Source organism: Sphingobacterium sp. FBM7-1, from assembly GCF_020687765.1.
In the GTDB taxonomy this organism is placed as follows: Bacteria; Bacteroidota; Bacteroidia; order Sphingobacteriales; family Sphingobacteriaceae; genus Sphingobacterium.
This window is the reverse complement of the sequence record NZ_JAJEWJ010000001.1, coordinates 310,715-326,196: the sequence shown is the minus strand read 5'-3', so window position 1 is coordinate 326,196 and position 15,482 is coordinate 310,715. Positions and strand designations below refer to the sequence as shown.

At 45.0% G+C, this 15,482-nt stretch carries 9 protein-coding genes and 2 tRNA genes; 10 read left to right on the top strand and 1 reads right to left on the bottom strand.

What is annotated here, in order from left to right; all coding sequences use genetic code 11:
• Positions 1-10: 10 nt before the first annotated feature.
• The 7 genes from LKO28_RS01585 to LKO28_RS01555 are packed head-to-tail and all read left to right on the top strand — an operon-like array spanning position 11 to position 11,802.
• Positions 11-2,992: a SusC/RagA family TonB-linked outer membrane protein gene (locus LKO28_RS01585; protein ID WP_227692785.1), complete on the top strand. Its 2,982-nt coding sequence runs from the start codon at positions 11-13 to the stop codon at positions 2,990-2,992.
• A gap of 17 nt (positions 2,993-3,009) precedes the next feature.
• A complete protein-coding gene (locus LKO28_RS01580) occupies positions 3,010-4,590 on the top strand; it encodes a RagB/SusD family nutrient uptake outer membrane protein (protein ID WP_227692784.1) in 1,581 nt (526 codons plus the stop codon).
• 33 nt (positions 4,591-4,623) lie between these two features.
• Positions 4,624-5,643, top strand: coding sequence for a SusE domain-containing protein (locus tag LKO28_RS01575; protein ID WP_227692780.1), 1,020 nt, complete (start codon positions 4,624-4,626; stop codon positions 5,641-5,643).
• 10 nt (positions 5,644-5,653) lie between these two features.
• Entirely contained in the window at positions 5,654-7,492 is a 1,839-nt protein-coding gene (locus LKO28_RS01570; protein ID WP_227692779.1) for a glycoside hydrolase family 13 protein, read from the top strand.
• 3 nt (positions 7,493-7,495) lie between these two features.
• Positions 7,496-8,155 carry a beta-phosphoglucomutase gene (gene pgmB / locus LKO28_RS01565; RefSeq protein ID WP_227692778.1) on the top strand — a complete coding sequence of 220 codons (660 nt, stop codon included), beginning with the start codon at positions 7,496-7,498 and terminating at the stop codon, positions 8,153-8,155.
• An 8-nt stretch (positions 8,156-8,163) separates the two neighbouring features.
• Positions 8,164-10,452, top strand: coding sequence for a family 65 glycosyl hydrolase domain-containing protein (locus LKO28_RS01560; protein ID WP_227692777.1), 2,289 nt, complete (start codon positions 8,164-8,166; stop codon positions 10,450-10,452).
• 9 nt (positions 10,453-10,461) lie between these two features.
• Positions 10,462-11,802, top strand: coding sequence for an MFS transporter (locus tag LKO28_RS01555; protein WP_227692775.1), 1,341 nt, complete (start codon positions 10,462-10,464; stop codon positions 11,800-11,802).
• A gap of 10 nt (positions 11,803-11,812) precedes the next feature.
• Here the strand turns inward: LKO28_RS01555 and clpB are convergent, their stop codons facing one another.
• Positions 11,813-14,416 carry an ATP-dependent chaperone ClpB gene (gene clpB, locus LKO28_RS01550; RefSeq protein WP_227692774.1) on the bottom strand — a complete coding sequence of 868 codons (2,604 nt, stop codon included), beginning with the start codon at positions 14,414-14,416 and terminating at the stop codon, positions 11,813-11,815.
• 218 nt (positions 14,417-14,634) lie between these two features.
• On the opposite strand from clpB, the gene LKO28_RS01545 reads away from it, so the two are divergent.
• The 3 genes from LKO28_RS01545 to LKO28_RS01535 all read left to right on the top strand — a co-directional run bounded on the left by LKO28_RS01545 (position 14,635) and on the right by LKO28_RS01535 (position 15,460).
• Positions 14,635-14,707 (top strand) — tRNA-Thr (locus tag LKO28_RS01545).
• 49 nt (positions 14,708-14,756) lie between these two features.
• A tRNA-Arg gene (locus LKO28_RS01540) sits at positions 14,757-14,830 on the top strand.
• A 60-nt stretch (positions 14,831-14,890) separates the two neighbouring features.
• Positions 14,891-15,460, top strand: coding sequence for an adenylate kinase (locus tag LKO28_RS01535; RefSeq protein WP_227692773.1), 570 nt, complete (start codon positions 14,891-14,893; stop codon positions 15,458-15,460).
• Positions 15,461-15,482: the final 22 nt, after the last annotated feature.

Below are 15,482 nucleotides of genomic sequence, written 5' to 3'. Positions count from 1 at the left end.
AACTAATCACATGATGAACAAATTTACATTACGCAGGGTAATGGCCATGAGTTTTCTGATGTTGCTTAGTGCATTTACTTTCGCACAGACGGCACGGCTACAAGGCCGGGTTGTTGATAGCGAAGGGATAGGTGTACCGGGAGCAACCATACAAATTCTTGGTCAACAGATTTCCACATCCTCCGGGGCAAACGGGGAGTATAGTCTTGGTAATATCTCAGCTGGCTCACATAGGGTTGTGGTCAATATGATGGGATATGAAACCGCCGAACAGAATGCTACCTTAACTGTGGGTGACAACACCTTAAATTTTACGCTGGAAACGGCTTCCAGTAGTCTTGACGAAGTGGTGGTCATCGGTTATGGTACACAGAAAAAAGGGGAGTTAACGGGATCCTTAACAACGGTCTCCTCGGAAGATTTTCAAAAAGGTCTTATTAGCTCGCCCGAGCAACTTATTGCAGGTAAGGTAGCCGGTGTACAGATTACAACCAGTGGCGGACAACCGGGTGGTGGCGCAACTATCCGGGTTCGTGCCGGAGCATCGCTGAATGCTAGCAACGATCCGTTGATCGTGGTCGATGGTGTGCCTTTGTCCACCGGAGCAATTTCTGGTGTAGCCAATCCTTTAGCTTTGATTAACCCGAATGATATCGAAACGTTTACCGTGTTGAAAGATGCAAATGCGACAGCTATCTATGGGTCTCGTGCCTCAAACGGGGTTGTCCTGATTACAACCAAGAAAGGAAGTAGTGGACAGCCATCGATCAATTTCAGCTCGCAAAATTCATTGGCACAGATTGCTCAAAAGGTAGATCTGCTTTCGGCCGATCAAATCCGGGAATATGTCAACGTGGAGGGAAATGATGCGCAACGTGCGTCTTTGGGCGATGCGAATACCGATTGGCAAGATGAGATTTACCGACAAGCTTTTGCTACAGACAATAATCTGAGTGTGGCGGGTGCTATTCAGCCGCATCTTCCGTATCGTTTATCGGTGGGTTATTTAAATCAACAGGGGATACTGAAGCGTGACCGCATGGAGCGCACCACAGCGGGAATCAATTTTGCGCCTAAACTTTTGGATAATAGTTTGCAAATTGATATTAACCTAAAAGGATCGATCTCCAATTCCCAATTTGCTAACCAGGACGCCATCGGTGCTGCGATACAGTTTGATCCGACGAAACCCGTCTACACGGAAAACCGGTTCGGCAATTATTATGAATGGACGCAATTTAATAATAGCACCGGATTGGATGATCCTAATCCCAATGCGCCGCGTAATCCGGTAGCGCTTCTTAACTTGAAAGACGATCAAGGAAAAGTGGCCAGAAGTTTTGGTAATATTCAGTTCGACTATGCGTTGCCGTTTCTTCCAGAATTGCATGCTAATTTAAATTTGGGATATGATGTCTCGCGGGGCGAGGGCAACACCTTTATACCCGATTACGCGGCATCGAATATCGGTACATTGGGCGAAAGAACGCAATACAAAAAGGAAATAACGAACACGGTAGGGGAATTCTACTTAAATTACACGAAAGATATTGCATCTATTCAAAGTAATATCAATGCGACGGCGGGTTATGGATATTACGACAATCGATCCAAGGAGTACAATTTTGACCGTACAAGTGCCGATGGCACGGTGCTGAGTACACCAGTTTTCCCCTTTGATATCCCGCATAGCCGCTTGATTTCTTATTACGGACGTTTGATCTACACTTACTCCGATAAATATATTTTCTCCGGTACGGTGCGTACAGATGGTTCTTCGCGTTTTAGCTCGGAGAATCGTTGGGGCGTATTCCCTTCACTTGGAGCTACTTGGCGTATTAAGAAAGAGAATTTCTTGAAAGATAACAATACGATTTCCGATCTGAAATTACGGTTAAGTTATGGGGTAACAGGTCAACAAGATGGTATCGCTAACTATTCGTATTTGCCGAATTATGTGCGCAGTAGGAATGAATCCTTATACCAATTTGGTAACACGTTCTACAATATGTATACCCCGGTGGCCTATGATAAAAATATCCGATGGGAAAGTACGGCAACGTATAACGGCGGGTTGGATTATGGTTTCTTAAACGGACGCCTTTCGGGTAGTATAGATATATATTTCAAGAAAACCAAGGATCTGTTGAGTACGATTCCTATTCCGGTGGGAACGAACTTCAGTAATTTATTGCTTACCAACGTGGGCAATATGGAGAATAAGGGGGTCGAGTTTAGTTTGAATGGCGCGGCTATCCGCAAGGATGATCTGAACTTGGATTTAGGGTTTAACTTTACGTATAACCATAGTAAGGTGACTAATCTGACTGCAGTCGATGACCCAAATTACCTCGTGGAGCAAGGTGGCATTTCGGGTAGTACCGGAAATAACATACAGGCGCATGTCGTGAATCATATGCCTTATACGTATCGGGTATATCGGCAGGTATATGGGGAAGATGGTAGTCCGCTCGAAGGCATTTATGAAGATTTAAACGGCGATGGTATCATTAATGATAATGACCGCTACTTTTATAAATCACCTATGCCTACCTATTTCTTAGGTTTTACAGCGCAGCTGAACTATAAAAAATGGACGCTAAACACGGTGTTACGTTCCAACATCGGAAATTACGTATACGATAATGTGTCTTCCAATTTTGCTAGCCGATACAACGTATTGGATCCAAACGGTCCGATCAATAATGCACCGACAAGTTTCTTGGGAGCCCAGTTTGCGCAAAAGCAATACAACAGTGATTATTATGTACATAATGCTTCTTTCTTAAAGATGGACAATCTCTCGTTAAGCTATGCGGCAGGTAGTCTCTTGAAGAATGGAGCGGGTAGATTGACGATCTCGGCAAATCTGCAAAATGTGTTTACCGTAAGTAATTATAAAGGGATCGATCCGGAAATCAACGGTGGTATCGATAATCGTTTTTATCCGAGACCGAGAACGTATGTGTTGGGTGTGAACTTAGATTTTTAACCGTTAACTGAAAGAAAATGAAACGAACTATATTTTTAGCCATAAACGCCGTCTTGATGCTGACAAGCTGTAGTCAGGATCTGGACTTGACGCCTACAAATGATATCACGGCAGATGTCGCTTATAGTACTCCGGAAGGGTATAAAAGTGCGCTGGCAAAGGTATATGGAAGCTTTGCACTAACGAGCGGCACTGGGCCGGGCGATAGTGACTTGGGCGGAATCGATGCGGGAACATCGGATTTTTTACGCTTGTACTGGAATGCCCAGCAGCTGACGACGGACGAGGGTATCTGTGCTTGGTTGGGAGACCCAGGCGTTGCGGATCTTAATTACCAAACCTGGAATTCAAGCAACGTGATGCTTCGAGGACTTTATACGAGAAGTATCTACCATATCACGGTGATCAATGAATTTCTACGGGAAAGTACCGAAGAAAAACTCGCCGCGCGCGGTATTTCGGGCAACGACGCCACGATTATCGGGCAATATCGTGCAGAGGCTAGGTTCCTCCGTGCGTACCAATATTGGGTATTGATGGATCTTTATGGTAATCCGCCGTTTATAACCGAGGAAAACGAGATCGGTGTCACGCCACCAAGCCAGATTACGCGGCCAGAACTTTTTAATTATGTAGAAAGTGAACTCCTCGCGGTGCAGGATCTGCTCGTGGCAGCACAACAAAATGAATATGCCCGGGTAGACCAGGGAGCCGCTTGGGCGCTCTTGGCACGTCTCTACCTGAATGCAGAAGTATATCTGGGTCAAGGCAACGGGAAATATACGGAAGCGGTAACTTACGCGTCAAAAGTGATCGGGGCGGGCTATAGCTTAATGGATCAATATGAGCATCTGTTCATGGCTGATAATGACCAAAATAATCCCGAAGTAATTTTTCCGATCGCCTATGATGGTATACAGACACAGAATAACGGGGGTACAACCTTTATTATTAACTCGTCGGTGCATGGTACGATGACGCCGGCAAATTTCGGTATTCCTGCTGGTGGCTGGGGTGGAAACCGGAGCCGGAGTACTTTACCGGCTGCCTTTGACGATGCAAGCGGAGACACCGATAAACGGGCAATGTTTTTCGGTAGCAATCCGAATATCGAGGATCCGGCGGTATTTACGGAAGGATTGGCGGTTACTAAGTTTAGCAACAAAACATCTTCCAATGAGAATGGAAAATCGATCAACGGTACGTTTGTTTCTACAGACTTCCCGCTATTCCGGTTGGCTGAGCAGTATTTGATCTATGCGGAAGCGGTTCTACGTGGTGGAACGGGTGGTAGTAATACGCAGGCTTTAGCCTATTTGAATCTTCTTCGCGAACGTGCTTATGGCAATGCTTCTGGAAACCTCAGTAATATCTCGTTGGATATCGTTTTGGAAGAGCGTAGCCGAGAATTGTATTGGGAAGCGTTCCGACGGACGGATTTAATTCGGTATGGACGTTATACGGGTGGAAGTTATTTGTGGCCGTTTAAGGGCGGGCAAGCTGATGGTGCCTCGACTGAATCTTACCGCACGCTTTTCCCGATTCCGGCAGCGGATTTGATCGCTAATCCGAATCTAGAACAAAATACAGGATATTAATACAGTATATAGTCAAATCAAGATATTATGAAAATGTTTAATATAATCGCATGTTGGACTGTACTCCTGGGTTTACTGGGAGTAGCCTGCAGCAAAGACGAAACCAAACTGGTGGCTGTACCGGGAGATGGAGCTTCGTTACAGGCTTCCGCATCTTCGGTAGTGCTTGCCAAAGAAAATGCAGATGAGGAAGCGCTCGTTTTAACATGGGAAGCTGCTGATTTTGGATTTAATGCAGCTATTAGCAATACGCTCCAAATTGGCGTAAAAGGAAGTAATTTCGAGAATGCAAAAGAGATCGCATTTTCGGCTGGCGATGCGAACTATCATTTCACAACGTTAGAACTCAATGCTATTTTGCTTGCTATGGAATTGCCCGTCGAAGAGGTAACGGACCTAGAGCTACGTGTAAAATCATCTATCTCGACCAACTTTACACAGCTGTTTTCCAATGTACTGCCTTTAGCGGTTACGCCTTATGCGGCGATAAGCTATCTCTACGTACCCGGCGCTTACCAAAAGGCTATTCCGCCGGGAGCCGACTGGGCTGTCGAAACCGCCGAAAGTCTGGTCTCGCCTACAAGCAACGGTATTTATACCGGTATCATCTATTTTCCAGAAGCCGATTCGGAGTTCAAGGTCACACCGGAACGCAGTTGGGACGCCTCGTATGGAGATGACGGCGGCGGAAAGATATCACTAAGTGCGTCTGGAAATATTAAAGCGCCTCGAGCCGGCAATTTAGAACTTACGGTGAATACCAATGAAAATACGATCTCCTTTAAGGATCATAGTTGGGGAATTGTCGGCGATGCGGCTGTTAGTTGGGATGAGGATACCGATATGCGTTACGAAAACAGTACGGAATTGTGGAAAGCAACAATCGATTTGAGCGTTGGTCATATAAAATTCCGGAAAAACAACGACTGGGGAACCAATTATGGAGGTGTCAACGGCAACCTAACGGGCGATGATATTGCCATAACGGATGCAGGTACCTATGAGGTCGTATTGGATTTAATCAACGAAAAATATAGTCTTACAAAAAAATAAAACGTAACGAATGAATTGGAAGAAATTTCTGGTTCTTGCTTGTCTTATTGTATCGGTTGCCTTCGCACAAGGGCAATCGATACAGCGAGCAGAACCCTTGCATTGGTGGGTAGGTATGCACAACCCAGAACTACAGATTGTCTTATATGGTTCGGACATTGGGGACTGTGAAGTGAAATTGCCTAAAGCAGGTATGGCGCTAAAACAGATACATCAAGTAGAAAATACGAATTACCTTTTCTTGGATGTCGAAATTTTGAGCAATGCACAAGCCGGAACCTATCCGATAGAGTTATACAAAAACGGAAAGAAAGTGTTAACCCGTAATTATGTATTGAAGAAACGCGACCAAAATCTTGTTAAAGCACAAGGAGTTACGGCTGCTGATCTTATTTATTTGATCATGCCTGATCGGTTTGCTAATGGTGATCCGAGCAACGATCGCGTAAAAGGTATGCGTGAAATGGCGGTAAACCGGGATTCTATGTATTATCGGCATGGCGGTGATTTGCAAGGTATTATCAACAACCTGGATTACCTCGAGGATTTAGGCGTAACGGCTCTTTGGATGACTCCGGTCTTGACCAACGATATGCCACAGGCTTCTTACCATGGTTATGCGAACACCGAAAACTATGAAATCGATCCGCGTTTTGGAACGGTCGATACCTACCGTGAACTCGGAAAAGAACTTCATAAACGCAACATGAAGCTGGTACATGATGTGGTACCCAACCATGTGGGGCTTCACCACTGGACGGTGATCGATCGTCCGTCTTCGGATTGGCTACATGAATGGGATACGTTTACACAAACAACCTATAAAGACCAGACCATGTTTGATCCGTATGGAACGCAGGCAGACAAAGATCTGATGGAGAAAGGCTGGTTTGTGGAGACCATGCCGGATTTGAACCACCAAAATGAAAAGATGCAGAAATACATTACCCAGAGTCATATCTGGTGGATTGAAGAGGCTGGCGTTGATGGGTTTCGTATCGATACGTATCCCTACAACGATCTGGATTTCATGGGGAAATGGACGGATGCGATCCGCTCGGAATATCCCAACTTCTCCTTTTTTGGGGAAACATGGGTAAGCTCCGTCCCTAACCAAGCGTATTTCTTAGGTGGGCAAAAGGTAGGGCAAGACGTGGACACGAAACTCGAAGGTGTTACGGACTTTCAGTTAACCTATGCAATAGGAGACGCCCTTAATTTTGAAAAAGATGGTGCCAACAAATTGTATAGTACGTTAAGTGGCGATTATTTATATCCAAACCCGTTGGCGAATGTGATTTTCTTAGACAATCACGATAAAGACCGTTTCTTTTCTACGGTAGGAGAAGATCTGGAAAAATATAAAAGTGCTTTTAGTTGGTTATTGACTTACCGTGGTATTCCGCAGATGTATTATGGCGCAGAGATACTAATGAAAAACTTCAGTCGACCGGATGGCTTGGTGCGGGATGATTTTAAGGGCGGTTTTCCGGGTGATGAAGTGAATAAGTTTACTGCTGAGGGGCGTACGGAAGCTGAAAACGAGATGTTCAACCACGTGCGCACATTGGCACAATACCGAAAGCAGACGGCGGCCTTACAAAATGGTAAGCTGTTGCACTATGTACCGCAAAATGATGTATATGTATATTTCCGTTATAACGATACGGAAAAAGTAATGGTCGTGATGAATTGTAGCGAAGAGCAGCAAGAAGTGGCGTTAGCGCGTTTTGATGAAGGAATCGGACAGTCAAAACAGATGAAGAATGTTTTAACAGGTGAATCTCTGGATTTGCCGGAACGTGTTGTAGTGAAAGGGAAACAAACGTTGGTATTTGAATTGAAGTAACGCATGGACGCAAAAAAAATAATAGACGAAGCAACTGCTGTCATATTTGATTTGGACGGGGTATTGGTAGACACCGCTGTATTTCATTATCAGGCTTGGAAACGGTTAGCCCACCAGTTTGATTTTGATTTTACGGAAGTGGAAAATGAACAATTGAAAGGGGTGAGCCGCACGGATTCTTTGAACCTGATCTTAAAATGGGCAAACAAGGACATACCTGCCCAAGAAAAAGAACAACTGGCGTCGTCGAAAAATACCTGGTACCTGGAATTGGTCGAAGAAATGAAGGAAGGAGATGTGTTACCAGGGACAATCGAGCTCCTGAACTATTTGAAAGAAACGGGAAAAAAAATAGCACTTGGTTCAGCAAGTAAGAATGCAGTGCGGATTCTGGAGAAGACAGGGATACGGGATTACTTCGATGCGATTGTAGATGGCAATGCTGTCAGTCGGTCGAAGCCCGACCCGGAGGTGTTTTTGAAGGCGGCTGCTTTTGTCGGCGTAGAGCCTGTGGCTTGTGTGGTGTTGGAAGATGCGCAGGCGGGAATCGAAGCGGCAAAGGCGGCAAACATGCGTGTGGTCGCAGTCGATAAATCACGGACATTGACTGATTACGATTCGCGTGTAGAGGATTTGGGTGAGATACTGATAAGTGAATATTAACGAAGAACATGAAGAATTATATTATACACGATCCTTGGCATATTATAGAAGATCAGTTCCGAATGGAACACAACGAGTTTTCCGAGAGTATTTTTTCCATCGGCAACGGCCGTATGGGACAACGGGCAAATTTTGAAGAGGCTTATTCGGGAAAGACATTGCAGGGATCTTATTTGGCGGGTGTGTATTACCCGGATAAGACGCGGGTAGGTTGGTGGAAGAACGGTTATCCGGAATATTTTGCGAAAGTGATCAATGCCGTACAGTGGATCGGATTGGATATACAGGTCGATGGTACGGTGCTGGATTTAGCTCAGTGTGAGATTCAGCAGTTTGAACGCCGGCTGGATATGAAAGCGGGCGTACTCTACCGTACGTTTGTAGCGAAGATGCCTAACGGTGTAGAGGTGGAGGTTATGGCCAAGCGGATGTACCACTTGTTCCAATCGGATACGGTATCGTTGCAATATACGTTGCGCCTGATCAATAAAGATGCGGACCTAGCGGTATGCTCCTTCTTAAATGGCGACGTGGTGAATCGGGACAGTAATTACGATGAACGCTTTTGGACACCGGTGGCCGAAGAAATTGAGGATGATCTCGTGTTGGTGAACGAGACCAAAAAGACACAATTCTGTGTCGAAACACGCTTGCGAAATTTGTATTATGTTGGCGGAGCACTACAAGCGGCAGGCCAAAAGAAGAAGGCCGAAAGTTATGTAGGCGAGGAATGGCAGACGCGGTTAAAAGCGGGTGAATCTGTACGTATAGAAAAATATGTGGCCATGGTCAGCTCCCTCCACCATCCTGTCGAGGCACTGACCGTCGCTGCGCAAAAGGGCCTGGACAAAATCGCTTCTAAAACCTATGATGAATTGATGCAGCTGCAGGCCGATGCCTGGGCGTTAATATGGGAAGAAAGTGATATACAGATTGAGGGGGATGTGGCGGCGCAACAGGCAATTCGCTTCAATATTTTCCAATTGAACCAAACCTATACGGGCGAAGATGCGCGTTTAAATATCGGCCCAAAAGGTTTTACGGGCGAAAAATACGGAGGTGTAACCTATTGGGATACGGAAGCATATTGTCTTCCTTTTTACTTGGCAACACAGGCTCCTAAGGTCGCGCGCAACTTGTTGCTCTACCGTTATCATCACTTGGAAAAAGCGATCGAGAATGCTACCAAACTAGGGTTTAGCAACGGTGCTGCCTTGTATCCGATGGTGACAATAAACGGAGAAGAATGCCATAACGAGTGGGAAATTACTTTTGAGGAGATCCACCGGAACGGTGCTATCGCTTTTGCGATTTATAATTACGTTCGTTATACGGACGATCGTGCGTATCTCCTAACACACGGTTTGGAGGTATTGATCGGGATCAGCCGTTTTTGGGCGCAACGGGTAAACTGGAGCGAACAAAAACAGCGTTATGTTATGCTAGGTGTTACCGGACCTAACGAATACGAAAACAACGTTAATAACAATTGGTATACCAACCAGATAGCGGTGTGGTCCTTACGTTATACCTTAACTACTATTGCCGAGGAAAAAATCCAGCACGGAGACCAGCTCGATGCGTTGTTATCGGCAGTACAGTTTAATGAACAGGAAAGCGCCCTTTGGCAACACATCATCGATCATATGTATTTTCCCGAAGACAGTGGTCGGGGTGTCTTTTTACAGCAAGATGGTTTTCTGGATAAAGAATTAATTCCGGTTTCCGAGCTACCGGCTGATCAACGTCCATTAAATCAACACTGGAGTTGGGATAGAATCTTACGCTCCTGCTATATCAAACAGGCGGATGTGTTACAGGGGCTCTATTTTCTGGAAGATGCGTTTGATGAGGATACGATTCGTCGCAATTATGATTTCTACGAACCGTTAACCGTCCACGAAAGTTCGCTCTCGCCTTGTGTGCATGCGATCATTGCGGCGAAATTGGGCAAAGAAGACAAGGCGTATGAGTTCTACCTGCGTACTGCACGTCTGGATTTGGACGATTACAATAACGATACGGAAGATGGGTTACATATCACTTCGATGGCGGGAACGTGGTTGGCTATCGTCGAGGGGTTTGCCGGAATGCGCGTACGCGAAGGTAAATTACACTTTCAAACCTTTATCCCGAAAAACTGGAAACGCTATGCTTTTCATGTGCAATTTCGAGGAACCAAATTGTATGTTGCCGTAGATCAAAGTGGTTATGCCATCAAAAATCTGTCAGATACCGAAATTAGTGTTATATTTAATGGTGAAGAACGTATTGTAGCGCCCGCGCGGAAATCTTAAAGCTTATCCATGAATAATAAACGTGTTAAACCTAACTTGACTATTGCTCAGATCGTAAATATGAGTATGGGCTTTTTGGGTATTCAAATGGGATTTGCATTGCAAAATAGTAATGCTTCCCGTATCCTCCAGACGTTTGGTGCCGATGTGGAGCATTTGTCTTTGTTTTGGCTTGCAGCTCCGATTACAGGAATGATTGTGCAACCGATTATTGGTCATTATAGTGATCGTACATGGACAAAGATGGGCCGCCGCCGGCCTTTCTTTTTGGTGGGTGCCTTATTAACGGCAATTGCGTTGGTCTTGATGCCTAATATCGCTTTGTTCACGGCAATACTTCCGCCCTTGTTGATCGGTGCGGGTATGCTGATGCTGATGGATGCGTCTATTAACGTGACCATGGAGCCCTTCCGGGCACTGGTAGGCGATAATCTTCCCAGTACTCAACGAAGCTTGGGCTTTTCGGTGCAGACTGTCTTAATCGGTGTGGGCGCTGTGGTTGGTTCCTGGCTGCCTTATGTATTTGCGGAATACTTGCATATTCCTGCGGATGGGGGAGACGGCGTTGTCCCTCTAAATGTAATCTATTCGTTCTACTTCGGTGCGTTCGTATTGATCGTTACCATTCTGTGGACTGTTTTCACCACAAAAGAATATTCGCCGAAAGAACTGGCGTCTTTTGTAGGAGAGGAAGAGACGGAAGCGGAAGTTCAATCGTCAACCAACCATAATTTGGGGGCAATCTTTCAAGATTTCAAACGGATGCCCTTAACCATGAAAAAGCTTGGCTGGGTACAATTTTTCTCTTGGTTTGCACTGTTCATGATGTGGGTATACATGACACCGGCTATTGCAGATCATGTATTCTATAAAATGGATGGAGAACGCAATCGTCTATATGCCGAAGCCGGCAATTGGGTGGGGGTACTTTTTGGTGTATACAATGGAGTATCAGCTATATATGCTATTTTCCTTCCCCGGCTCGCGAACCGGTTTGGGCGGACGAAGGTCCATGCGTTCGGATTGGTAATAGGAGGCGTTTCTTTGATTTCGATACTTTTTATTTCCTCGCCGAATATCCTGTTGTTGACCATGCTCGGTATTGGGATTGCATGGGGAAGCATTCTCTCCATGCCTTATGCTATTCTAAGTGATAGTTTGCCTGCCCGTAAAATGGGGGTATATATGGGAATCTTTAATTTCTTTATTACGTTTCCGCAAATTGTATGCGGCTTTTTCGGAGGGATGATCATTAAATATTTTTTCGATAGCCAACCGATATATGGGATTATGCTGGGAGGAATATTTATGCTCTTAGGTGCTATTTCCGTATGGCGGATTAAAGAGTAAAAGATGGGGTCTATTCCCCATCTTTTTTATTCATAAACACAAACTTACCGTCGAAGACATCCAGTTGGATAACGGCATCTCGCGATACCTTACCCGAAAGAATCTCTTTCGAGAGTTCATTGAGCACCCGTTTTTGGATGACCCGTTTTAGTGGTCTTGCGCCATATATTGGATCGTAGCCCAATTGCCCTAACCAATCAAGTGCATCCTCACTAGCGGATAAGAATATGTTCTGTTCAGCAAGCTGCTTCTCTATGTGTTGAAACTGCATGCGCACGATATCGCCAATTTCATCCCGGCTCAATGGCGTAAACATGATCACCTCATCAATACGGTTCAGAAACTCTGGCCTGATAGACTTCTGTAACAGTTCAAACACGTCATCCTTGGTTTTCGCAATCACCTCATCGCGGTTGCTGTCATCCAATTTGGAGAAATTCTCCTGAATAATATGCGATCCGGTATTAGACGTCATGATGATGATCGTATTCTTAAAGTTGACCACACGTCCTTTATTATCTGTCAAATGTCCGTCATCCAATACTTGCAGTAAAATATTGAATACATCCGGATGGGCTTTTTCTATTTCGTCTAAAAGAACAACGGAATATGGCCGACGACGGACGGCTTCGGTTAACTGTCCACCTTCTTCGTAACCAACATATCCCGGAGGCGCACCGATCAATCGGGATACCGCATGCCGCTCTTGATACTCTGACATGTCTATCCGCACCATCGCTTGTTCATCATCAAACAGGAATTCGGCCAATGCCTTAGCAAGTTCTGTTTTACCTACCCCAGTTGTACCAAGGAAGATGAACGAACCGATAGGTCGTTTCGCATCGCTCAGTCCGGCTCTGGAACGGCGGATAGCATCAGCAATCGCTTCAATCGCTTCTTCCTGTCCGGCAACACGCTTGTGCAATTCCTCTTCCAGGTTAAGCAATTTTTCGCGTTCAGATTGCACCATCTTATTCACTGGAATCCCGGTCCAGCGGGATACCACATCCGCAATATCCTCCGAGGTAACTTCCTCTTTTAGCATACGGCTATCTTGTTGCTTTTCGGCAAGCTCGGCTTTCAGTTTTTCAACGTTATCCTGGGCTTCCTTGATCTTTCCGTATCGCAATTCAGCCACCTTGCCATAGTCACCTGCACGTTCCGCTTGTTCCGCTTCCAGTTTGTAATCTTCAATATGTTGGATTTCTTGGTTGACTTTATCGACCAGACTTTTCTCCGATTGCCAAGCAGCTTTTAACGAATCACGTTCGTTAGCAAGATTGGCAATGGTCTCCGAAAGCTCACTGACTTTCTTCTTATCATGCTCCCGTTTAATGGCTTCCCGTTCAATTTCCAGTTGCATGATGCGCCTGTCCAATTCATCCACTGCTTCGGGCACAGAGTCCATCTCCAACCGTAGTTTAGAGGCAGCTTCATCGATTAGGTCAATCGCTTTATCGGGCAAGAACCTGTCGGTAATATAACGCTGTGATAACTCTACCGCCGCAATAATAGACTCATCCAAGATACGAACCTTATGGTGGGTTTCATATCTTTCTTTAAGACCGCGAAGGATAGAAATAGCATCCTGCGTATCTGGTTCATCGACCATGACCCTTTGAAAACGGCGCTCTAAGGCTTTATCCTTTTCAAAATACTTTTGATATTCGTTTAGCGTGGTCGCTCCAATCGCGCGGAGTTCGCCACGGGCCAAAGCCGGTTTTAGAATATTTGCTGCATCCATGGCTCCTTCACCGCCACCGGCGCCTACTAAGGTGTGGATTTCGTCGATAAACAGGATGATTTCGCCGGCACTATCCGATACTTCTTTTACTACGGCCTTCAAACGCTCTTCAAATTCGCCTTTGTATTTCGCTCCGGCGATAAGCGCCCCCATATCGAGCGAAAATACGGTTTTGGATTTAAGGTTTTCGGGTGCGTCGCCTTTAATAATACGGTGTGCAATACCTTCCGCAATAGCTGTTTTACCCACACCGGGCTCACCAACCAAAATCGGATTGTTTTTCGTACGGCGGGATAGAATCTGCATCACCCGGCGAATTTCTTCATCCCGGCCGATAACCGGATCCAATTTCCCTGATTCTGCAAACTCATTGAGGTTACGCGCATATTTACCAAGTGCGTTGTATGTTGCCTCTGCATTTTGATCGGTAACGCGATTGTTTCCGCGAAGCTCTTTAATAGCCAGTTTGAGATCTTTCTCATTGACGCCTTGGTCTTTCAACAGCGAAGCTGTCTTGTCACTTGAGGAAAGCAGGCCTAAGAGAATATGCTCAATGGAAACAAACTCGTCATTAAACTCTTTTAAATAACTTTGCGCCTTCTGCAACACCGAAGCAGCTGTGTTACCGAGGTATACATTGCTACCGCTTACCTTGGGAAGAGAAGCTATTTGTTTGTCAACTTCTGTGTCCAGGTAGCTGGTGTTTACATTCAGCTTCTTCAGTAAATGCCCGATAACGTGCTCGTCCACCGTGAGGAGCGCCTTTAATATATGTGCGGGTTCAATCGCCTGTTGCTGATTACCCACTGCAATTTCGGAGGCTTTTTGAATAGCTTCCTGCGCTTTGATCGTATAGTTGTTAAAATTCATATGTAAAATCCTTTAAGTCGTTATCCACGTGTTTGTTGTCGTTATATTTTAAACAATTTGAATGCCTTTTTGATTTTTAGTTGAATTTCGGAAATTTTGTCGTTTAATAATAAAATGTAATGCCAAAATGGCTTATGTGTGGTTTTTTTAAAAAAGTACTTGCATAATCGACGGAGAAGCGTGATATTTGCATCACTGAATCGGAAAACGGTTCAAAAGCCTCCTTAGCTCAGCTGGTAGAGCAACTGACTTGTAATCAGTAGGTCATTGGTTCGATCCCGATAGGAGGCTCAAAAAAGCCAAAACAACGTAGGCTATATAGCTTCACGTATTGGTTGCCGCGCTCATAGCTTAATTGGATAGAGCACCTGACTACGGATCAGGAGGTTAGGGGTTCGACTCCCTTTGAGCGCACAAGTGAAGCCTAATTCTTTATCGGGATTAGGCTTTTTTTTAAACATAAAATAACAACTTATGCTAAACCTCGTCTTATTTGGTCCTCCTGGTGCAGGAAAAGGTACCCAATCAGAAAAACTCATTGAGAAATACCAATTAGTTCATATTTCCACCGGCGACATATTTCGGGCACATATCAAAAACCAAACTGCGTTAGGTCAGCAGGTAAGCCAAATCATTGCGGATGGCAACTTGGTCCCGGATTCCATCACGATTGCGATGCTGGAGGAGGAAATCAATAAAAATCCACAAGCCAAAGGTTTCATTTTTGATGGATTCCCGCGTACAGTGGCGCAAGCGGAAGCTTTGGACATTTTTTTGGAATCGATCAATGAGCAAATCACCGGCGTATTGGCTTTGGATGTTACCGAAGAAGAATTGAAGCAACGTATCGCTAAACGCCAGGAAATATCTGGTCGTGCGGATGATGCGGCGGATAAGTTGACGAAACGTATAGAAGAATACTTTAACAAAACGATTCACGTTTTGCCTTTTTACGAAAAACAGGGCAAGTTAGCTAAAGTGAACGGTATCGGTGATATTGAGGTGATTTTTCAATCTTTGACCGAAATTATTGATCAATATTAGTTTTTACTAAATAATAAAGTAA